23 protein-coding genes are annotated in these 21,578 nt (G+C 59.3%); 18 read left to right on the top strand and 5 right to left on the bottom strand.

Translation table 11 applies throughout. The features are described 5' to 3' along the window. The first annotated feature begins 483 nt into the window (after window positions 1-483). The 8 genes from obgE (at window position 484) to F4X57_11985 (ending at window position 8,698) form a co-directional block, all read left to right on the top strand. Entirely contained in the window at window positions 484-1,902 is a 1,419-nt protein-coding gene (obgE, locus tag F4X57_12020; GenBank protein ID MYC07876.1) for a GTPase ObgE, read from the top strand. Window positions 1,903-1,911: 9 nt separating this feature from the next. After that, window positions 1,912-2,520, top strand: coding sequence for a nicotinate-nucleotide adenylyltransferase (locus tag F4X57_12015; GenBank protein MYC07875.1), 609 nt, complete (start codon window positions 1,912-1,914; stop codon window positions 2,518-2,520). A 524-nt stretch (window positions 2,521-3,044) separates the two neighbouring features. Further along, window positions 3,045-3,803 (top strand): glucose 1-dehydrogenase, encoded by a 759-nt coding sequence (locus F4X57_12010; GenBank protein ID MYC07874.1) that lies wholly within the window; start codon window positions 3,045-3,047, stop codon window positions 3,801-3,803. Between the two features lie 36 nt (window positions 3,804-3,839). Then, a complete protein-coding gene (locus F4X57_12005; protein MYC07873.1) occupies window positions 3,840-4,094 on the top strand; it encodes a type II toxin-antitoxin system HicA family toxin in 255 nt (84 codons plus the stop codon). Further along, window positions 4,091-4,429, top strand: a complete 339-nt coding sequence (locus F4X57_12000; protein MYC07872.1) for a type II toxin-antitoxin system HicB family antitoxin — start codon at window positions 4,091-4,093, stop codon at window positions 4,427-4,429. Before F4X57_12005 ends, F4X57_12000 begins: the two co-directional genes overlap by 4 nt. Window positions 4,430-4,561: 132 nt before the next feature. Further along, window positions 4,562-5,863 (top strand): amidohydrolase family protein, encoded by a 1,302-nt coding sequence (locus F4X57_11995; protein MYC07871.1) that lies wholly within the window; start codon window positions 4,562-4,564, stop codon window positions 5,861-5,863. Beyond that, window positions 5,769-7,202: an amidohydrolase family protein gene (locus F4X57_11990; protein MYC07870.1), complete on the top strand. Its 1,434-nt coding sequence runs from the start codon at window positions 5,769-5,771 to the stop codon at window positions 7,200-7,202. The genes F4X57_11995 and F4X57_11990 overlap by 95 nt, the downstream gene beginning before the upstream one ends. Before the next feature lie 716 nt (window positions 7,203-7,918). Further along, window positions 7,919-8,698, top strand: a complete 780-nt coding sequence (locus F4X57_11985; protein ID MYC07869.1) for an NAD(P)-dependent oxidoreductase — start codon at window positions 7,919-7,921, stop codon at window positions 8,696-8,698. A 201-nt stretch (window positions 8,699-8,899) separates the two neighbouring features. Here F4X57_11985 and F4X57_11980 read toward each other — a convergent pair whose 3' ends face one another. After that, window positions 8,900-9,745 carry a uroporphyrinogen-III synthase gene (locus F4X57_11980; protein MYC07868.1) on the bottom strand — a complete coding sequence of 282 codons (846 nt, stop codon included), beginning with the start codon at window positions 9,743-9,745 and terminating at the stop codon, window positions 8,900-8,902. Between the two features lie 214 nt (window positions 9,746-9,959). Further along, window positions 9,960-11,174, bottom strand: coding sequence for a tryptophan synthase subunit beta (gene trpB, locus F4X57_11975; GenBank protein MYC07867.1), 1,215 nt, complete (start codon window positions 11,172-11,174; stop codon window positions 9,960-9,962). 205 nt (window positions 11,175-11,379) lie between these two features. Between trpB and F4X57_11970 the strand changes: the two genes are divergently transcribed. The 5 genes from F4X57_11970 to F4X57_11950 all read left to right on the top strand — a co-directional run bounded on the left by F4X57_11970 (window position 11,380) and on the right by F4X57_11950 (window position 14,162). Further along, the gene (locus F4X57_11970) at window positions 11,380-11,619 is read left to right on the top strand and encodes a zinc ribbon domain-containing protein (protein MYC07866.1); all 240 of its coding nucleotides are present in this window, start codon (window positions 11,380-11,382) and stop codon (window positions 11,617-11,619) included. A 69-nt stretch (window positions 11,620-11,688) separates the two neighbouring features. Beyond that, window positions 11,689-11,991, top strand: coding sequence for a hypothetical protein (locus tag F4X57_11965; GenBank protein ID MYC07865.1), 303 nt, complete (start codon window positions 11,689-11,691; stop codon window positions 11,989-11,991). Window positions 11,992-12,012: 21 nt separating this feature from the next. Continuing rightward, window positions 12,013-12,234, top strand: a complete 222-nt coding sequence (locus F4X57_11960) for a hypothetical protein (GenBank protein ID MYC07864.1) — start codon at window positions 12,013-12,015, stop codon at window positions 12,232-12,234. A 145-nt stretch (window positions 12,235-12,379) separates the two neighbouring features. Further along, on the top strand, window positions 12,380-13,804 hold the full coding sequence (locus F4X57_11955) for a cytochrome P450 (GenBank protein ID MYC07863.1): 1,425 nt from the start codon (window positions 12,380-12,382) through the stop codon (window positions 13,802-13,804). Window positions 13,805-13,838: 34 nt separating this feature from the next. Next, on the top strand, window positions 13,839-14,162 hold the full coding sequence (locus F4X57_11950; protein ID MYC07862.1) for an antibiotic biosynthesis monooxygenase: 324 nt from the start codon (window positions 13,839-13,841) through the stop codon (window positions 14,160-14,162). Here the strand turns inward: F4X57_11950 and F4X57_11945 are convergent. Beyond that, complete coding sequence (locus F4X57_11945; protein ID MYC07861.1) at window positions 14,152-14,856, bottom strand: TIGR01906 family membrane protein; 705 nt, start codon at window positions 14,854-14,856, stop codon at window positions 14,152-14,154. The two genes, F4X57_11950 and F4X57_11945, sit on opposite strands and share 11 nt — an antisense overlap. A gap of 391 nt (window positions 14,857-15,247) precedes the next feature. Between F4X57_11945 and mazG the strand changes: the two genes are divergently transcribed. The 4 genes from mazG (at window position 15,248) to F4X57_11925 (ending at window position 17,514) form a co-directional block, all read left to right on the top strand. Continuing rightward, the gene (gene mazG, locus F4X57_11940) at window positions 15,248-16,036 is read left to right on the top strand and encodes a nucleoside triphosphate pyrophosphohydrolase (GenBank protein ID MYC07860.1); all 789 of its coding nucleotides are present in this window, start codon (window positions 15,248-15,250) and stop codon (window positions 16,034-16,036) included. Between the two features lie 68 nt (window positions 16,037-16,104). Continuing rightward, on the top strand, window positions 16,105-16,917 hold the full coding sequence (locus tag F4X57_11935; GenBank protein MYC07859.1) for a polysaccharide deacetylase: 813 nt from the start codon (window positions 16,105-16,107) through the stop codon (window positions 16,915-16,917). 61 nt (window positions 16,918-16,978) lie between these two features. Further along, a complete protein-coding gene (locus F4X57_11930) occupies window positions 16,979-17,224 on the top strand; it encodes a type II toxin-antitoxin system HicB family antitoxin (protein MYC07858.1) in 246 nt (81 codons plus the stop codon). Next, entirely contained in the window at window positions 17,224-17,514 is a 291-nt protein-coding gene (locus F4X57_11925) for a hypothetical protein (GenBank protein MYC07857.1), read from the top strand. Before F4X57_11930 ends, F4X57_11925 begins: the two co-directional genes overlap by 1 nt. Here F4X57_11925 and F4X57_11920 read toward each other — a convergent pair. Further along, window positions 17,424-18,803, bottom strand: coding sequence for an MFS transporter (locus tag F4X57_11920; GenBank protein ID MYC07856.1), 1,380 nt, complete (start codon window positions 18,801-18,803; stop codon window positions 17,424-17,426). The two genes, F4X57_11925 and F4X57_11920, sit on opposite strands and share 91 nt — an antisense overlap. A gap of 369 nt (window positions 18,804-19,172) precedes the next feature. On the opposite strand from F4X57_11920, the gene F4X57_11915 reads away from it, so the two are divergent. Then, a complete protein-coding gene (locus tag F4X57_11915) occupies window positions 19,173-20,081 on the top strand; it encodes a hypothetical protein (GenBank protein MYC07855.1) in 909 nt (302 codons plus the stop codon). A 199-nt stretch (window positions 20,082-20,280) separates the two neighbouring features. On the opposite strand, the gene F4X57_11910 is transcribed toward F4X57_11915, so the two are convergent. Next, window positions 20,281-21,567: an NAD(P)/FAD-dependent oxidoreductase gene (locus F4X57_11910; GenBank protein MYC07854.1), complete on the bottom strand. Its 1,287-nt coding sequence runs from the start codon at window positions 21,565-21,567 to the stop codon at window positions 20,281-20,283. Window positions 21,568-21,578 lie beyond the last annotated feature (11 nt).

The raw sequence follows: 21,578 nt of genomic DNA, 5'->3' as shown, positions 1-21,578 counted from the left end.
GTTTGCAGAAATCGTCCTGTCCGTGCAGACTTTCCGGCATTATGCGCTCCCACATATCTGCTACGTACAAATATTTGCAACAATGTTAATCAACGAATACGTGCGTGCACGCACAAACTTTTCGCTGCCTGACGATGCGAATTATTGAAGTTCATCTGAACAAACAACATACATGCCAACCCCGTTAATGTAGATAACTCGCAGTTTTGCGTTGATAACCTTGAATTTCCGTACACAACTCATTCCTAACTTGTCTAATAAAAGTTCCATCTACGAGGATTCGCCATCCATCTACATAGAATGAAACGCTATCTACAAATGCCTATGCTAGAATCAGACACTCCAATTATCAGCATCAGTTCGTCATTTATCGCATGGCAAGCACATACATTAGATAAGCGACTCAGCAGCGCGATCGCCAATCAATAGTGTAATGTACACTATCTACCACCATATTATGATTATTGCTGAAGAAATTATGAAATGATAGACCAAGTATTTATCCACATAACCAGCGGCAACGGCGGAGACGGCAACATTAGCGGACGCCGCGAAAAGTTCGTGCCCCGCGGCGGACCGGACGGCGGAGACGGAGGCAGAGGCGGCAATGTCATCGCGCTCAGCGACGAGAACATCAACACGCTGCTCGCATTCCGATACCAGCGACGCTTCAACGGCGGTAACGGCGGCAACGGCGCATCCGCACTCAAGCATGGCGCAGACGGCGAGGATGTCATCATACGCATGCCCGTAGGGACGCAGGTGTGGGATGCCGATGCCAACCCTCCGCGTCTGCTCGCCGACCTGACGGACGCGGGGCAGACTGTCGAGCTCGCGCATGGCGGCGGCGGCGGCCGCGGCAACGCTTACTTCGCATCCGCCACGAACCAATACCCGCTGCTTGCGGAAAAGGGGGAGACGGGCGAGTCGCTGCACCTGCGGCTCGAACTGAAACTGCTTGCCGATGTGGGCGTCATCGGGCTGCCGAATGCGGGCAAATCCAGCTTGCTGTCCGTGGCCAGCGCGGCGCGTCCCAAAGTGGCGAACTACCCATTCACCACGCTCGAGCCCGTGCTGGGCGTGGTCGAGCATCGCAGGCAGACATTCGTGATGGTGGACATCCCCGGCATCATCGAAGGCGCGCACGAGGGCATCGGCTTAGGTCACGACTTCCTGCGGCATGTGGAACGCACGCGCGTGCTGGTGCACATGATAGACGGCGGCGCGGAAGACCCACTGCGCGACTACCGGCAGATTAACGACGAGCTGCGTATGTTCAACGACACGCTCGCATCCAAGCCGCAGGTCGTCGCCATCAACAAGACGGACATCACGGAAGTGGCGGAGATTGCGCCGATATTGGAAGAGTTGTTCGCGGACGAGTTCGATCTGCGCACCGCCGCCGCGCCGGGCGCAGAATCGCGTGGCAGGCTGCGCGGCCGCCGCGACGATACGCCTCAAGGCGAAGGCACTCTGCACTTCGTATCCGCGGCTACACGCAGCGGCGTCGATGGGCTGCTCGACAGCGTGCTGATAGCTCTCGATTCAGTCGATGACACTGACATTGCGGTTGGCGATGTTCCAACGCTCAATGGTATAGAAACTATTGTCGAAACTATTGGCATTGAACCGGACGGTGCGCGAGACCATACCGACCTGCCCGTGCTGCGCCCCAAGCCGCGCCGGGAGACGAAGCTCGTTCGCAAGCGCGGCGATGTTTTCGTGGTGCTGTCGCGTCGTGCCGTGCGGATAGCGGCGCTGCTGAACGAAGAAGACTGGAACGCGCGCGTGCAGTTCCTCGGTTACCTGCAGCGCGCCGGCGTGGTTCGCGCGCTTGAAGATGCCGGCGTGCTGCCCGGCGACACGGTGCGCTTTGGCGAAGTGGAATGGGAATGGGAGTAGGAGCGTAGCGTGCGAATCGGCGTGTTCGGCGGCACATTCGACCCGATACATCTTGGGCATCTCATCATAGCCGAGGACGCGCGCGCGGCGATGGAACTCGACGAGGTGCTGTTCATACCCGCCGGGCAGCCGTGGTTCAAGTCGTATCGGCAGATTACCGACACGCGCCATCGTCTTGCCATGGTGCGGCTCGCCGTCGCGGACAACCCGCTGTTCGCAGTGTCCGACATCGAAATACGGCGTAGCGGTCCTAGCTACACGGTGGACACGCTCGGCGAACTGTGCGAGCAGCCGAAGTACGCCGGCGCCGAGTTCATCGTGATTCTCGGCGTTGACGCGCTGCGGGAGATAGACCGTTGGCATCAGCCGCGCGCGCTGTTCGAGCTGGCGAGTGTGGTAGGCATGGCGCGCCCGGCAGCGACCATCAACCTGAGCGTGCTGCACGCGGCGATACCGGGATCGTCCAGCCGCATCAAGCTGCTAGACAGCGCGCTAGTGGACATCAGCGGCACGGACATACGCCGGCGAGTCGGAGCAGGCCGCTCCATCCGCTACCGCGTGCCCTTGAATGTAGAGCGGTACATTCACGACAACGGGCTGTACTTGCCCCCGTCCTAACAAGGGAGAGGGACTCTTGCTACCCATCTCTGTCCCTCCCCATCCTGTCCATCGATATTAGTTTCCGCTCTGTCATGCCGATACGCAGTGATGAATCCATGTCGAGGCAGGGTAGTGTAGAATCTCAATTATCGCGGTGGTATGTGCGAAGAGTGTCTCAAGAAAGGAGCCTGCGAGCATGGTTACACATAGAAGCAGGCTAAAGTTCACATACGAAGATTACATGCAAACGCCCGACGACACGCGGTACGAACTTCTGGACAGAGAATTGATATTGGTGCCTGCAACACGTGTAACGCATCAAAGAACCTCGGCGAAGGCGCCAATAATGTACAGGCGCTGACTCTGGTTGACGGCGAATACAAGGTCGCCGGCATATACGTCGAAGGGCAAATCGTAGTCTTGCTGCTGCTGCCGGACTTGCGCCTAGCCGTTGACGACCTGTTCTAGCCTGCATAATATCAATCCATAATGACAGAGACAGAATCCTTGAATAACCGACCAAATCTTCCCGGAGGTGAACTATGGGAAAGCTCGATGGCAAGGTAGCCATTATCAGTGGCGGCGCGCGCGGACAGGGTGCCGCGGAGGCCCGATTGTTCGCGGAGGAAGGCGCTAAGGTCGTCATCGGCGACATCCTCGACGAGCAGGGGCAGCAGGTCGAAGCCGAAATCAACGAACTCGGAGGCGACGCGCTCTATCTGCACTTGGATGTTACCAGCGAAGCCGACTGGGAGAGCGCCGTCGCAGCCGCCGTCAGCAGATACGGCAAGCTCGACATCCTCGTGAACAATGCCGCGATAGTTATCCAAAAATCCGCCATCGAAGACCGCACCGCCGACGAGTGGGATCGCATATTCGAGGTCAACGCGAAGGGCGTGTTCCTCGGCACGAAGCACGCCATCCCGGAGATGCGCAAGGCGGGCGGCGGCTCTATCGTCAACATATCGTCGGTGGCGGGCATCGCGCAGAGCCATCATCAGGAGCCGGCATACGCCGCGAGCAAAGGCGCGGTTCGCATATTCAGCAAAGTAACCGCATCGCAGCACGCCGCGGACGGCATCCGCTGCAACTCCGTGCATCCCGGTCCCATCGACACCGACATGATACAAGCCGCGATGAGCGACCCCAACCGTCTGGAAGAGCGCCTAACCCGCGTCCCTATGCGCCGTCTGGGTACGGCAGACGAAATCGCAAAGGGCGTCCTATACCTAGCATCCGACGATTCGTCCTATGTAACCGGCTCCGAGCTGGTAATAGACGGCGGCGCGATTTCTATGTAGAGGGCGCTGAATAGGAGAGCGGCTTGTATTGATATGATGAACAATCGCCACCGCGAAACTCTGAACGCGATTTTCAGAAATCCGGTCTCCAGAACACTGGAATGGCGGCGCATCGAATCACTTTTTGTCTATCTAGGAGCAAAGGTCGTTGAAGGCAGAGGTTCGCGTGTGCGGTTTGAACTGAACGGCGTAGTCGCGACCTTTCACAGGCCTCACCCACAAAGCGAAGCAAAGCCGTACCAAGTACGCGCTGCTCGGATATTCTTGCAGCAGACTGGGATAATGCAATGAACATGATGACTTATAAGGGATATGCCGCGCGCATCGAATACAGCGACGAAGACGCTTGCCTTGTGGGACACATTGCAGGCATTAAGGATATAGTCGGCTTTCATGGCGATTCCGTAGCCGAAATGCGTGACGCATTTAAGGAAGCGGTCGAAGACTATCTCAAAACCTGTGAATATCTGAATCGACAGCCGTCGAAGCCTTTTTCCGGCAAGCTCCAATTGAACATTTCCCCGGATGTCCATGCGGGAATCGCTGTGGCTGCTGAAGTCAGTGGCAAGACCATCGACCAGTGGGCAGAAGACACATTCACGAACGCTTTGGACGCGGCGCATTGATTGCTCGGACATATTCGGTTGCTTGCCGAAAGATTTCAAGTGTCCCCCGCCACTTTTGTATTAAATGGCTTCAGCCGCCGGTGGCTCGCACCCACACCATCGTGAAGGAAACCCTAAAGGACATCCTACCCCATGCCCAACAATTCCAACTTCACCATCCTAACCGCCGACCGTCTCATCGACTCTACGGGCAGCGCGCCTTTCGATGACGGCGCGATACTGCTTCAAGGCGATAGCATCGTTGCCGTCGGACGGGCGGCGGATGTTCGCGCGCCGGATGGCGCTGCCGTGCATACCAAGCGCTACTCCGGCTGCACGATTATGCCGGGCATGGTAGATTGCCACACGCACCACAATGGCTTTGGGGACGGGCGGCTTGGCGATGACCTGGCTCTGCTGCCTGACGAGATTCTTACCGTGCAGTCGGCGCGGAATGCACGCGCGAGCCTGTACTCCGGCGTTACCACCATCCGCGAGAACGGGCCCAAGAACCTGACCATGTTCAGGCTAAGGGATGCCATCAATGCGGGGCTTGCAATCGGACCGCGCATGGTGCTTTGCGGGCGTCCCGTCGCCATCATCGGCGGGCATATGGGCTACTTCGGCGGCGAGGTTACCGGCGCTAACGAGGTGCGCGCACTCACGCGGCAGCTCATCAAGGAAGGCGCGGACTATATCAAGATTGTCGCCACCGGCGGCACCACGCGCACATCGTTCCCGACGCTGGCGTCGTTCAATTTGGACGAACTCCGCGCCGTAACCGACGAGGCGCGCAAGTTCGGCAAGCTCACCGCCACGCATTCGTCGTCCACCGCGGGCATCGCCAACTCGCTTGACGCCGGCGTGGACATGATTATCCACTGCTATTACCTAGACGCAGACGGCACCGTGAACTTCCGCGAGGACATAGCAGAGCGCATCGAGCGGCAATCCGCCTTCGTCAATCCCACGCTGCAAGTTAGCCGCGCGACGGCGTGGGAACTCACGCACAAGCGAGACGACAACGGCTTGACTACATCCGAACAGACCGAGCTTGAAGTTGCTCGCCGCAACCTAGATGTGCGCCTCGACCACACGCGCCGCATGATAGAAATGGGCATCAAGGTTATCACCGGCTCGGACTCGTCTTGGAGCAGCTACCAACTTGGCAACACGCCATACGAGACCGAGCTGCTCGTCCACGCCGGATACACGCCGCTGCAGGGCGTGCTGTCCGTAACCGGCTGGGCGGCGGACGCGCTGGGCGTATCCGACCGCGTGGGCACGCTCGAACCCGGCAAGGCAGCGGACATCCTAGTTGTGCGCGGCAACCCGGCCGCCGACATCAACGACCTGTGGAATGTGGAGGACGTCTATCTCGCCGGCCGCCGTGTCGATCGTGGCTCAGAAGAATCCATCGCCGCCATCCGCCAACAGCCCGCACAGCCCTTCTAATCGTCATTCCTACGAAAGCAGGAATCCAGTAGCACCGAGTGCGAGATTGCTTGAAGTGAACACTACTATCCGGAGAACAAGCATGCCAGCAACATCCCCCCAATTCACCATCCTCAAAGCCGCGCGGCTGATAGACACCGCGCGCGAGACGGTGCAAGAGCAAGCCGCCATCCTGCTTGAAGACGACATCGTGCGGCAGGTCGGCACGGCGGAGACGGTGCGCGCTCCGGACGACTCGCCCGTGCGCGAAATCGACTACGGCGACGCCACGATTCTGCCCGGTCTGGTGGATTCGCATGTGCATCTGAACGGCATCGGCGATGGGCGCGCCGGCGACGATTTGGCGCTATTGCCCGACGAAGTGCTGACGGTGCAGGCAGCGGAGAACGCGCGCAAACACCTGTATTCCGGCGTAACCACGCTGCGAGACTGCGGCGCGAAACACCGCACGACATTCTTGCTGCGGCAGGCGGTCGAGCTGGGCATCGTCCCCGCCCCGCGCCTGATACTCGCGGGCAGACCTATCGCCATCATCGGTGGGCATCTCGGCTATTTCGGCACGACCGCGACGGGCGTGGACGAGTGCCGAGCGGCGGTGCGCCAGCTCATAAAGGAAGGCGCGGACTTCATCAAGGTTACCGCGACAGGCGGCAGCACGCGCACCAGCGACCCGCTCCGGCCGTCGTTCGATGTATCGGAGCTGCTAGCAATCTGCACCGAGGCGCACAGATTCGGCATGCACTCCGCGGCGCACTGCACTTCGTCGCAGGGCATGGTCAACTCGCTGGACGCAGGCATCGACACCATCCTCCACGCCGTCCACAAAGAACCGGACGGCGCGGACACATACCGCCCGGAAATATCCGAGCGCATCGTGGAACAGGGCGTATTCGTCAATCCTACGCTCGGGCAGGCAGTCGCGAGAATCCGCATGCTCGAAGACATGCCTAGCCTGACCTCCGAGCAGCAAGCCGAACTCGACGCGGCACGGCAATCGTCGGACGCGCGGATGGACCATTTCGCGCGCATGCGGGACGCGGGAGTGGTTATGGCAGCCGGCTCCGACTCCGCGTGGGCGCACTACCCGATGGGCGACTACCAGACGGACATCGAGGCGCACGCGATGGCGGGCATGTCCAATATGGAGGCGATAGTATCCGCCACCCGCGACGCTGCGCGCTCGTGCCGCATCGACGCACAAGTAGGCACGCTCGAACCCGGCAAGCAAGCGGACGCGCTAGTAGTAGTCGGCAATCCACTCGATGACCTATCCGCGCTTCGTGATGTGGCGGATGTGTACTTGGCGGGCGTACGAGTTGACCGTCAGAACTTCGTTTAGCGCCGCGCAAAAGTCCCATTCATCGCTCGGTCAGCACGCCGGTGTCTTGCCCCTTTTCGCGGTCAGCCCCTGTCCTGTAAAGGACGTCTCTATTCAGCCTGCGCATAATTAGAACGGCGTTGGCATAGTACAATAAATCCGAAATGAGAAGACTCAAACGCTGGGTTAGATTCTTTTTCGCTCGTGTTTCAGACTACTTTTTTCTGATGCAGGCGAGCGTGGTGGTCGTGCTTGGTCTCGCTGTCGTGAGCGGGCTTTTGTATGCCCTAAATGACGCGGTCCCGCTGCCCACTTCCTTAGAGCGGTGGATTTTGGCGATTGCGGCATTCATCAGTCAAGATCTGGGAATTGAAATAATGCTGACAATGGCTGCCTTCTTGATTATAAAGTGGTGGAGGTGGCAGCGTTCGAGAACCGGCTCTACGGCTCACCATGGAGGAACAAAGCCTAGCGCGTGAATGCCAAGCAAGGACTAATTCTTACCCATTCTGCCCATCCCGTCCTTCAGGATCTTTCGGTTATTGTGTTCCTCCGCTATGCCATTTCGAGCGAAGCGGGAAATCTAAAATTGCTGACCATGGACTGCCTTTTTACACAGCGATTTTAGACTCTGTACTTCGTTCAGCGTGACAACCGAAAGACCTTGTCCTGTCCATAGATGTTTGTCCCCCGTGATATGATGGCGCAATCATATCGACCTACTAGGAGGGAAAAACATGCCTGACAAGAAGAAAGTCTTGGTTACCGGGTTTGGCGGCAGGATTGGCAAAGTGCTGCGCGACCATCTCGGCGATAAGTACGATTTCAGCGGCATTGACCGCGTGCCGCTCGACGGCTTAGACTCGCTGACCGCCGACCTGACCGACTTGGACGCCATCAGCTCCGCGTTCGAGGGCAAGGATGTCGTGGTGCATCTCGCCGCGGAGCCGCGCCACACGCCTGACATCGGCTGGGATTTGCTGATGCCCGACAATGTTATCGCGACGGCGAATGTCTTTGAGGCGGCGCGCGCTAACGGTCTCAGCCGCATCATATTCTTCAGTTCCATGCATGTTGTCGGCATGTACGAGCGCGACCAGCCGTACAAGGCGATTGCGGAAGGCGACTACGGCGACCTCGACCCCGCCGCCGTACCTCTGATAACGCACGATATGCCGGACAGGCCGGACGGTCCATACGCCGTCAGCAAGATATTTGGCGAGGCGCTCGGGCGCTACTTCTGGGAAGACCACGGCATCAGCGTCACCTGCATCCGGTTCGGCACTACCAGCCCCGATGACTGCCCCGGTTCTGACGCGCGCAGCTTGGTAAGCTACTTCAGCCACCGCGACATAGCGGCGATGGTCGAAGCGTGCATAGAGGCGGAGGGCATAGGCTTCGACATCTTCTACGGCGCGTCGGCGAACAAGTGGAAGATATACGACACACCGCGAGCGTGGGAAGTGCTCGGCTTCGAGGCGCAGGATAACGCGGAGGCGTTTAGGGCGGGGAATTAACATGGATGTGCAGGATGGGAAAAATTAGTCCCCTGCAAAGCGAGGAATCAAAAATATCGGAATGCCCGCAGCACCACGACTTTTGATTCCTCGCTTCGTTTCGGAATGACAGGCAGGAGGATGGGCAAGGGGATTGGATGGGGCATCGACCGGCGTTATCGATTACACGCGGAGGAAGAATTGCGCTGGATCAGGGAGTAGTTAGAGCGGCGTAACGGCGCTAGCGGCTGAACGCTCGCTTACATATTGCGCCAGCGCATTCACCATGTGCCCCATCTTTGGGTATTCGGGCTGCGTATCGGTGGCGACGCCCACATCGGCGAGCGCGGCGGCGCAGGTGGGGCCCACGGCGCACACGATAGTCCGCTCGTTCAGTGCGTTCGACAGTTCTGATTGCGGCACATCGTTCGCCGCTGCGACTTGGTACAGGTGGCGAATTTGCACTTGGCTGGTGAAGGCGATTACATCCATCGTGCCGTCCAGCAGCTCGTCGATTAGCGATGCCATCGGCGTAGTGTCGTCCGGCAGCTGCCATTCATACAGGCACAACTCGTCGGCAGTCTCGCACTCATCGCGGAGCGCGGACATCAGCGCGGCGTTGCGCTCGCCGTATTGCAGCGCCATCAGCCGCTTGCCGCGCACCGGCAGATCGATGAGCGCGTCCAGCAGTTCCTTCGTCGTGTACGGCGCGGCGATGCCTGCGGATACCTGCACTTTCGCCTGCCTCAGCGCAGCGGTCGGCTTCGGACCGCGGCACACGGTGGTAATGCCACGCAGCGCGTCTAGCAGTTCGTCGAGCCTAGACTGCCTGTCTGCCTCTGCGAACAGCGCGCGCGCGCCAACGCCGGTCTGAAATACCACGACATCGATGCTATTGCCCGCCAGCTTGTCGAGCAGGTAGCGCACATCATCCGCGCAGTCCAGCGGCGCCTCTCGCAGCGCAGGAGCGGAGACCGGCTCGCCGCCGCGCTTGCTAATCATGCTCGCCAGCGCTCCGGTCATCCGTGCCTCAAGCGTCGCCACGCGCATTCCTTCTAGTTCCGCCATGTGCCTATCCTCACACTATCCTGTCGATATTCTCACTATGCAGTGATTTTCAATTCGTCATTCCTGCGAAGCATGTCTTCAACCTCGATCTGGGAGCAGGAATCCACGCAATTGATGATTGAGCTCCTTGCGCGCCGCAATATCCCCCTATGGTGAGAATACCATCTTGTCCATCCTGTATATCGATTATATCGATGTAAGTTATGGTTGTGAACTACTGTACGCTGACGCCGAGCGCGGTGGCTACGGTGTCCATATCTTTATCGCCGCGCCCGCTTAAGCCCATTAGGATGACTTGGTCGGGCGACAGCGTTGGCGCGAGTTGCGATATGTAGTACGCGGCGTGCGCCGGTTCCAGCGCGGGGATGATGCCTTCCGCGCGGCACATCAGCTCAAAGCCTTCGAGCGCTTCCGTGTCCGTTACACTGACATACTCGGCGCGGCGCGTGTCGCTCAGCCAGCTATGCTCGGGGCCTACGCCCGGGTAGTCCAGCCCTGCCGATATGCTGTGCGCTTCTTGCACCTGCCCGTCGTCGTCTTGCAGCAAGTAGGACATGCTGCCATGCAGCACGCCGACCCTGCCGGATGTCAGCGTGGACGAGTGCTTGCCTGTACTCACGCCTTCGCCGCCCGCCTCTACGCCGACCAGCTTCACGCTTTCGTCGCCGATGAACTCGTAGAACAGCCCCATCGCGTTGCTGCCGCCGCCCACGCACGCCACGGCATAGTCCGGCAGCCTGCCGATGGTGGCAAGCAGCTGCGCGCGCGCCTCCGCGCCTATCACCTTCTGGAAGTCGCGCACTATCATAGGGTAAGGATGCGGCCCCACGACGCTGCCGATGAGATAGTGCGTGTCCTCGACATTCGTAACCCAGTCGCGGATGCACTCGTTGATGGCGTCTTTCAGCGTGCGACTGCCCGACGATACCGAACGCACTTCCGCGCCCAGCAGCCGCATGCGGAACACGTTCAGCGCCTGCCTGCGGATGTCTTCTTCACCCATATAGACGATGCACTCTTGCTTGAGCATCGCGCACACGGTCGCGGTGGCTACCCCGTGCTGTCCCGCTCCGGTCTCCGCGATGATGCGGTTTTTGCCCATGCGCTTGGCGAGCAGCGCCTGCCCGAGCGCGTTGTTAATCTTGTGCGCGCCGGTGTGCGCCAGGTCTTCGCGCTTGATGTATATCTGTGCGCCGCCTAATTCTGCGGTCAAGTTCTCTGCGTAGTACAGCGGCGTAGGACGCCCGACATAGTGTGCCGACAGCGCTTGCATCTCCGCCTGAAACTCTTCGGCGCTCTGCGCCGCCGCGTACTCGCGCTCGAGCTCTTCGATCGCGCTCATAAGCGTCTCCGGCACAAAGCGCCCGCCAAAGTCGCCGAATCTTCCCCGCTCATCGGGCAGCGCCGCCCGCGTGTCTGCCGTAGTCATGTGGTGTCCTTTTGCGAAGTTTCTACTCGCCAGCCCAAAGCGCCAATCCAAAAGCGCGACTATTGTAAACTTCCTTCATTATCGCCGCTTGGTTGACCTGACGCAATGATAACCCTAGAATGGGGCGAACAAAGTCTAGCAATAATCTTATAGTCCTTCAGCTGTCTGCTCTCCATCCTATACATCTTGTTTAGAAAGGAAAAGCATGCCCATCTACGAATACTCCTGCGTTATATGCTCCAACCGCTTTGACAAGCGTCGCGCGATGAGCGAGATTGACGATCCTGCGCCGTGCCCGGATTGCGGCAGCGAATCTCGCCGGGTGTTATCCGTGTTCGCCTCGTTCTCGGCGGACGGCAGCGGGCAGACGAGCGCGATTGCGGGAGCTGTTCCCGCTGGCGGCTGCGGCGCGGAAGGCGGCTGTGCCTGCATGATGAACCTGTAACTCAACACATCCTGCCCATCCTGTACATCGATGTTAACTTATCATACTCTGCATATTGGGAGGACGAATATGGTAACTGCGACGAAGCCACGCTACACACTCATCGACCCGACGACGCTGCCGATTGTGCCGGAGTTCGAGGGCGCGCCGCGTCTCGACGACCTGAAAAACAAGCGCGTCGGCGTCATCGACGATAGCAAGGTGAACGCCAAGGAATACCTAGAGCAGCTGACCGACCTCATCGACCAGCGCTTCGGCATCGCCAGCGTCAAGTATCACGCCAAGCCGTCAGCGTCCAAGCCTGCAGACCCCGCCGTCGTCGCGGAGATGGCGGAGGAGTGCGACTATGTAATTGTCGGCATAGGCGATTGAGGGTCGTGCAGCGCGTGCAGTGTGCACGACGGAGTTCATGTGGAAAAGGCAGGCATACCCTCGGTAACTATCTGCACCGACCGCTTCATCGAGACATCCAATTCGATGGCGGCAATGTGGGGCGCGTCCGGCTATCCGGTCATCTTCACGCCGCATCCGATAGCCGGACTCAGCGAAGAGCAGCTTCGCGCACATGCCGGCGAAATCTTCGACACGGTGGTCACAATCCTCACCGGCAAATAGCCAAATACCCCTTCCCCCTAGATCGGGGAAGAGCCTGCGCCCGCGTAGGCGGGTGTTGGAATGGGAGTGAACTTCCTTTTTCCTCGCCCATATCCAATAATGGAAATACCCTGTCGGAGCGCCCGGCAGCGAAGGAGAACGCTCGATGGCGCAGCAAACCATGCCCAGGCGCAGCGACATGAAAATGCCGCCGGGTCCCAGAGGCCTGCCCATCATAGGCTCCATGCTGAGCCTGCGTAAGAACCCGCACCACGCCCTGACCCGCATCGCGCGCAAGTATGGCGATGTCTGCACCGTCCGGCTCGGCAGCGTGCCGACCATTGTCATCAGCCACCCGACGCTGCTGCGAGACGCCTTCAGCAGGGTTACGCTTGCCGACAGGTGGCTCAGCAGAATCACGGAGGCACTCACCAACGGCGAAGACCTGGCTTTCGCGCCCTACGGCGAATACTGGCGGCAGCTCCAGCGTTTCGCCAACAGGGAACTGCTCAGTTACAGGCGCGTTCAGGACATACGCGAACGCTACATCGAAGACTCGGTGAACGGCCTCGTGGCGCGCGTGGACGAGATGTGCGACGAAGGCGTCCCGCTGGAACCGCGCGATTTTCTGCCCCGCGCCAACGGCGAGATGATGTTCCGCGCCATTTTCGGCAGGGGCGAGAGCGATACCGCGGAGTTCAATGAAAAACTGGATGACCTTCTCGAAACCGTCTTCTGGTTCTTCGCAAATGCCAACGCCGCAAATCCTGCCGATTACATCCCGGCGCTGAAGTTCCTGCCCAATCGCGCTCTGGAAGAGGCGCAGAAGGTCTCGGACCAGATGAGCGAAATTCTCGACTTCCTGATTGACAAGGTGAAAGAGCGCCCAAACCTGAACCTCAACGAGCCTTCCTGCCTTGCCGAGGTGATGCTGGCGAGCGTGGAAACCGAAGAAATCACCCACGAGACGATGCGAAGCCTGATAGGCGACCTGCTGGTCGCGGGTATCGACACCACCGCGCAGACAACCTCATGGCTGCTGCTCATACTCGCCAATCGACAGCACATCCAGGACAGAGTGCATGAAGAACTGAAGGCAGCCGTCGGCGCGGACGGGCTGCCCGGCATGGAGCATCAAGCCAGCCTTCCCTACCTGCATGCGATTATCCTGGAGAGCATGCGCTACCGCACCGTAGGCCCCCTGGGACTACCGCACAAGGCAATCGAAGATGTCGAACTCGACGGTTTTGTCATCCCCAAAGACGCGCAGGTGCTGGGCAATATCTACGCCATCCACCACGACCCGCGCTTCTGGGAGTCGCCGGACGAGTTCATCCCGGAACGTTTTATGTCCGTCGAGGACGGCGCGCCCCCGCCCGCGCTGACAAGCGGCGCGTTCATGCCATTCGGCACAGGGCGACGCGGTTGCCCTGGGCAGGGCTTCGCCGAAATCGTGATATGGCTTCAGGCTTGCCGCCTGCTGCACAAGTACAGATTCACGCCGCACGGCACAGACAGATTGCCGGAAGATGAAGTCTTCGGACTCGCCATCAGCCCCATACCCTACGCGCTGGACATAGAGCGCAGGTAGCCCGCGCAAGAGGCATCGACAGGGAGACGCATCAATGACATACGCAGACACTCCGCAGCCGCCGTACTACGCCGCCATATTCTCGTCCACGCACACCGGCGCGCACGAAAACTACGCCGAAGACACCGAGACCGTCTTGGAACTGGCGAAGAACCACCCCGGTTTCTTGGGCGTGGAAGCGACGGGCGACGACGATTTGAGCATCGCCGTATCATACTGGGACAGCGACGATACTATACGAGCCTTTAAGCAGCTCGCCGAGCATCTGATAATACAAAAGCGCGGCCGAGATACATACTACCGAAGCTACAAGATGCGTATCGCAAGGGTGGAGCGCGACTACGGGTTTAATGCGTAATATGAAAGCCGCGCGCCACAATCCGACCGATGCGCGGCGCGGCGGCTAGCACGGCGGCGGCGGCGATTGTGCAGAATGCGATGAACATCGTCGCGTCGAAGAAAAACCCTTGCGGGAACATCGCTATCAGGTAGTCGTGGCGCGGGTCCAGCATCCAGAAGTCGTTGCTGAAGCTGATGAGGTGGAACAGCAGGAACAGCTGGTTGAAGGCGACCAGTGCCAGCAGACCTACGACGACGACCAGCGCCAGAGTCAGCTTGCCGCCCCTGCTTACATCGCGCCCCAGCATCCCCCAGAATTCGGCGCGCCGCAACCAGAATCCGACCACAATATAAGTGGCGATGTACAGCAGCGTGAGCATCTGCACCAGATATACGCCGCGCACTAGCGCCTTCACATCGCGCATGTGGTGGATCTCGCGCGCGTTGTACAGCGATTCCACCAGCACGCCGCCGACATAAGTGCGGATTATCAGGTCTTCGTCGTCGTTGTTGAAGTAGTCGCGAAACTGCTTGCCCGCGGCGATTAGGTCGTCACGCTCGATGCGCGTATATTCCGCGATGTCGTATCTGTCGAAGCCGTAGCTATACAGCGCGGGCAGGTTGATGACGAACCTGACGCTGCTCGTAATCAGGAGCAGCGGTATAAGCGCCACGAAAATCGCGGCGGCGGCAATTCTTGCAATTCGCTTCATACCCCAATGCTACCATCCGCCCCGCCAATCTGGTAGCGTTTCAGTAATCAAGACGAATTCACAAACGCAATTCATACCTGTCATTTGCAATCTATAACTGTCATTTCGAGCGAAGCGAGAAATCTAGAGCCGGAAACAGGTTTGCATGCAACGATCCCTGCCTTCGCAGGGACATGCTTCAGATTCCTCACTGCGTTCGGAATGACAAGAAAAGGCGCGGAATTATAAAGACAGCGCGTAATGACAACATTAGGGACTTGAGGAATCGTCTCAGCAATCAACATCGATTGACAAGATTGATAGGATGGGCAGGACGGGCGAAGCTCCGTTCTACCGCCAAGTTTGGAAATTCACAACGGGAAATTGACATGAATAAACAGGATGGGACAGGATGAACGCTAATTCCCCCGTTACTTACCCCGCCACTTACGAAGGCGTCGAGCAGGTGCTGGCGCGGCTGTTGGGGCCTGATGGCTGCCCTTGGGACAAGAAGCAGACGCGCGAGACGCTGGCGGAGGATTTCTTAGAAGAGTGCTACGAGCTCATTGAGGCAATTGAGGAAGGCGACACTGCCAAGATGCTCGAAGAACTCGGCGATGTGCTGTTCCATGTGATATTTCAGGTGAGGCTCGGCGAAGATAATGGCGAGTTTTCGCGCGAGGATGTGCTGGGCGGGTTGGTGGACAAGCTTGTGCGCCGCCATACTCATGTCTTCGGTGACCAAGTCGCGGCAGGCGCGGACGATGCGATCGCCAACTGGGAAGCGGTCAAGCGGCAAGAAAAGGCAGCGTCCGGCGGCTCCATACTAGACGGCGTACCGAAGAACATGCCCGCGCTCTCATACGCCCAAGCCGTACAGGGACGCGCCGAGCGTGCGGGCTTCGACTGGGACGATTTCAACGGCGTGCTGGCGAAAGTCGCCGAGGAACTAGCGGAGATCGAAGCCGCCGGCACCGACGCCGAGCGCGAAAGCGAACTCGGAGACTTGCTGTTCTCTGTGGTCAACGCGGCGCGCTGGCTGGGCATCGACGCCGAGACCGCCCTGCGCGGCACAAACCGCCGATTCTTCGCCCGCTTCACACAAATGGAACGCATCAGCAGAGAACGCGGCACAACATTCGACACCCTATCCCTAGACGAAAAAGAATCCCTGTGGCAAGAGGCAAAGGCGGCAGAATAGAATTACCATATCCTGCCCGTCCTATCCATCGATGTTAATTCCCAATACCCCCTTAAGGAGGCTGACGAATGAGCGGAATATGGCACGGAGACCTGCGCTGCGTGGTAATGCTGAGTTTTGATGTGGACGGCGTGTCCGGCGCGCTGAACCAGAACCCGGACAGCGCACGCCTGCCCAGCTTCATGTCCGCGCGCGAATACGGGCCAAGTGTAGGCACGCCCCGCATCCTTGACCTGCTGGACAAGTATGGCATCAAGGCGAGCTTCTACATCCCCGGCTATGTCGCAGAAACGCACGAAGACTTGGTGCGCGACATCCATCGGCGCGGACACGAAATCGGGCATCACGGCTACCTGCACGAGCCGCCCGCCACGCTCACCCGTGAGCAGGAAGCGGCGGTGCTGGACAAGGGCAGTGCTATACTGGAGCGCATAACAGGCGAACGACCTCTTGGCTATCGTTCTCCGAGCTGGGAATTGAGCGAAGACTCGCTGCCGTTGCTCGCCGAGCGCGGCTTCATCTACGACTCCAGCCTGATGGGCAACGACATCCCGTACAAGGTGGACGCCGACGGGCAAAACATCGTGGAGATACCGATTCACTGGGAGTTGGACGATGTGCCGTACTTCAACTACTCGCCCGCACTAGGCGTGCGCAATGTGATGGCGAGTCCGGAGCATGTGTACAGCGTCTGGTCGGCGGCATTCGAGGGCATGCACCACTACGGTCGATCGTTCGCGCTCACTATGCATCCATACACCATCGGTCGCCCGGGACGTCTGCGAATGCTAGAGCGCCTAATCAACTACATCAAGACCTTCCCCGGAGTGGAGTTCATGCGAACGGTGGATGTGGCGCGGCTGTTCGCGGACGGCGACTAACATGGATGTACAGGGCGGATGGGGTGGAATTGGCGCAGGAAGGAGCTAGAGGTGATGCAAGATGCTGACCGACTACATAGCCGCCGCGATGCGACAGGCAGAATACAAGGTGCTGGAAGACGATACCTACTGGGGCGAAACCCCGCCACTTAGAGGCGTGTGGGCAAACGCAGACAGCCTGAAAGAGTGTGAGAAAGAGTTGGAGAGCGTCTTGGAGGACTGGATTTTGATAAGTCTAAACTTCGGCGATGCGATACCGGAGATAGACGGGGTGAGGGTGCGCGCCAAAGCGAAGGGCTTAGTCTAATGCCAGCGTTCGGGCCGGTCAGCAGAAGAAATCCGATACGGCATCTACGCGACTTGGGATTTGACGGCCCGTATCAGGGCAGACGACACCAATCCAATATATGCAAAGGCATGGAATCAATGAAGAGGACGCGGCGCGAATTCTCTCTTGGCTTGCGAATATGCCCGAAGAAGTGGCTATCATTGAGCGCGAACCATAACTACCCCCGCGCCCTTCCGCTGCCTAGTGTCAGTATCATCGGGATGGCTATCAGGACGCTGAATGCCATCAGCACGAATGGCTCGCGGTAGTTGCCGCGTATGTCGAATATCCAGCCCACCAGCACTGGCGCGATTACGCCGAACACCGCGCTTGTCGTCATCAGCGTGCCCATTATCGAGCCGTAGTGCCGTCTGCCGAACAGGTCGGCTATCAGCGCGAATCTCACAGGTATCGACGCGCCGAAGCCGAAGCCCCAAGTGATGACGAATATCACGATGTGCCATATTTCGCTGCTGAAGGCGAAGACCATCGTCCCCACGAACTGGAACATCAGCGCGCCCGCGATTACATGCCGCTTGTCCAGCCGGTCGCCGAAGTAGCCGCTGCCCAGCCGTCCAGCCACGCTGAACATAGACACGCCCAATATCGCCAGCCCCGCTATCTCGCGGCTCATGCCGAAGCTGGTTATCGCCGGTATCTGGTGTATCGACGCGGACATCACCATTCCCGAAACGCCCATCGCGATAGCCAACTGCCAGAACACCCAGCTCTTCAGCGCCTGCCGCGTGGTGTATGTTACCTCGCGCGACAATGCACTCCTTCGCGGCGTCGTTTCGCCCATTGTGGGTTCGTCCGGAAGCGGGATGCCGTCGGGCAGCATGCCGTAGTCTTCCGGGCGGCTCTTCATCGCGAACGACACGGGTATGCCCACTATCAGGTATCCGATGCCCACTATCACCAGCCCGGTACGCCAGTCTGTCGTGGCGATGAGCCAGATGACCACCGGCACCAGCACGCCGCCGATGCCCGAACCCGCCATCGTGTACGACAGCGCCTTCGACCGATTCGCCACGAACCAGTTGGCGACGGTGGTGGTTACGACGAGAAATGTGCCGAACGACAGCCCGAGGGTGAGCACCATAAAGGCTGCGTAGAACTGCCACAATTCCTGTATCCGGCTGAGCAGTATGAAGCCCAGCGTCGTCAGGAATGTGCCGAAGAGCATGACATTGCGCGGACCGAACTTGTCGATGAACCAGCCGACGAACGGCGAGATCGCGCCCGATTCGGTGCGCTGCAACGACATCGCGCCTGCGGTGAGCGCGCGGCTCCAGCCGAACTGGTCGATGATGGGGTCAAAGAATGCGCCGAAGCCCTGCCAGAATGTGCCGGATGTATAAGCTTGGCTGACCGACCCTGCCAGTACAATCCACCAGCCGTAGAAGATGCCCTTGTCCTTGCGGTCGCCCTTCGCGGCAGCGGAAGGCGTGGTTTCGCCGGCCGTATCCCGCGATGCGGACTGCCGCCCATTGTCAGCCGCATTGGCGCGGCGTTTGCGACTTCTCAGCAAGACATCTCCGTAGAAATGCGCCTCCATTGGCGCAGCGCGAATAATGAAACAACCTTCGCATTTTATAACCGCAAGAAACACTATGTAAACCGATTTCCCCGTATGAGACGATTTCACAAATGCAATGGATCTCTGTCATTTCGAGCGAAGCGAGAAATCTAAAGTCGGAAATAGGCTTGCATGCAAAGATCCCTGCCTTCGCAGGGACATGCTTCAGATTCTTCACTGCGTTCGGAATGACAAAGGCAGCGCGGAATAGCAGCGCGGAATCACAACATTAGGGATCTGTGAAATCGTCTCGCCACCGCGCCTTTCATAGCGCCGCTTGCCAACTTTGCTGTACACTTTCAGATGTGAAGACGACATTTGATAAGAAATACTCGAGTGAGAATACCCATGCCAGAATTTCGACACCTGACCGCCACTAGCCAACTCGACAGGGCGCATATCGAGACGCGGCTGTTTCCGCTGTGTGAGATGCTGCGAGACGACGGCGCCGCGGACGGACGGCTGACAGGTCTCGCGCTGTATTCGCTCTTCTACGAGCCGAGCCTGCTGACGCGCACTTCGTTCGAGCGCGCGATGGGGCTGCTTGGGGGGCAGGTGTACCAGACCGAGGACGCGTCGCAGTTCTTCCCCGTGTCCAACGCGAGCCACATGGACAATATCATCAAGATTCTGGCGAGCCTGCGCATCGATGTGGTCGTGCTTCGCAGCAGTGCGGCGGGCGTCGTGGAGCGCGCGGAGTTCGCGGACGCGCTGACGGTCATCAACGGCGGCAGCGAGGACGATCATCCCACGCAGGCGCTCGCCGACCTGTACACACTGCAACGCGAACTCGGCGGCATCGACGGCGCGCGCATAGTCGTCGTGGGCAGGCTGGAACACCGCAATGTGAACGCGCTGCTGCGCGGTCTCGCGCTCTTCGATGGCGTCAATGCGACGCTCGTGCCGTCCAGCGGCGACGCGGATCCGGATGTGCTCGGCTACTGCCGCCAGCGCGGTATGAGCATCAGCGTTGAGAAGGACTTGGACGCGCTGGAATCTGCGGATTCCATCTATCTCAACGCGCCGCGAACGCTTGCGCACACGCGGCTGCTGCGCTCGCGTGGCGCGCTCAATCTGCGCATCGACCGCGCCTTCATGGACAGGCTGAAGAGCAACTGCGTCATCCTAGACCCAATGCAGCGCAGCGGCGACTTCACCGTCGAAGTCGAAGACGACCGCCTTGCATTCTACCGCCAATCCGAAAACTCGCTGGTAATGCGCATGGCAATCCTCGCAGATCTGCTCGGCAAGGACTAGGCTCTGTGGACATTTCTGATTTTCAGCCCGTCATTCCTGCGTAAGCAGGAATCCAGAGGTTTGCAGATAGTATTATTGGCACGAATTCGGCTTCATCTTACGGCTCTGGATTCCCGTTCCCCGATCGGGGTCGAGGACATGCTTCACGGTAATGACGCAAATGTCCACACAACCTAACCTGGATGCGCAGGATATGTCCTTACCCCCGCGCTTGCAGCAGGCGGGCTACGAACGGCGCGGCGGCGGGGCCTAGCGTGGTGAGCGAGCGGCGTATGCCGGTGTGCCGCAGCACTTTCAGGATGACCTTGCTGTGCCAGTCGAACGCGACATCTTCGCCTATGTAATCCGCGATGTCGCCATCGGACAGGAATGCGTCCAGCAGCCGCTCGATTTGTTCGTCGCCCAGCGTCTCGTACAGCATGCGCGCGTAGTATCCGATGCGCAGTTCTCTGCCGAACACCGCCTTCCACTGCCGCTCGTAGCCGCGCAGGTCGTTGGCCGCGTACTTGCCGCGCGCGATTGCGGTTTGCGCCGCCTCAGCCGCGATTCGCCCGGACAAGAACGCGTAGTATATGCCGCCGCCCGTCGTGGGCTTGACCAGTCCTGCGGCATCGCCCGCCACGAGCGTCCTGTCCGCGTAGCTCGGCGACAGCGGGCGTATCGGTATGCCCCACGCCTTCTGCTCACCCGCGAGTTCGCCGATTCTGCCTTCCGCGCGCAGTCGTTCGATGAACGCGTCCATCTGCCCGTTCGCGCGGCGTCTCGGCGCCATCCCGGCGAGCGCGCGATTGCCCGACAGCGGCACGAGCCACGCGAACGAGTCGTGCGCCGTCCCGCTGCCAAGATAGACCTCGGTCTCGCGCAAATCGTTGGCAATCGCTTCCACCTGATAGCCGACGAGATACTCGCTGCTGGCGCTGCCGTTATCCCGGTAATTGTCCCTGCCATTGTCCCGGCGGTAGTCGCTAGTCTTTCGATTACCGGCAGTCTTCTTATCGCCGTCCAAACCGACCATTCGCAGCAGCGGCGAGCCGAAGCCGGACGCCAGAATCACAATGCGGCAGGTGTATGCGCGGCGCACGCCATCGCTTACGGCTTCAATCTTCGCGTGCGTGCCGTCGATGCGTATGTCGGTAACGCGCGAATCTAGGATGTACTCCGCGCCGGTGTGCTGCGCTTGCTCTGCCACCGCGTTGATATACGCGACACGGTCCACGATGTACGCCTGCGTCGCAGTGCGCTCGATGCGATAGTGTCTGCCAGCCGGCGATACGATGGTCGCCGAGCGCGCCTCGCCGTGGATATGCTCCGCCGCCGGCGCGAACAATTCCGCGCATTCCCTGCCGATGATGCCCGTGCAAAGCTTATCGCCAATTCGCGTGCGCCAGTCCAGCACGGCAACACTGACGTTGCGCTGTGCCAGTTCCAGCGCCGCCATATTGCCGCATGGACCGGCACCGATTACGATAACATCTACATCACGCAAGTGGACGACCT

It is taken from the genome of Chloroflexota bacterium, from assembly GCA_009840355.1.
In the GTDB taxonomy this organism is placed as follows: domain Bacteria; phylum Chloroflexota; class Dehalococcoidia; order Lucifugimonadales; family JADFKI01; genus Bin90.
This window is presented reverse-complemented; position numbering and strand designations above follow the sequence as displayed.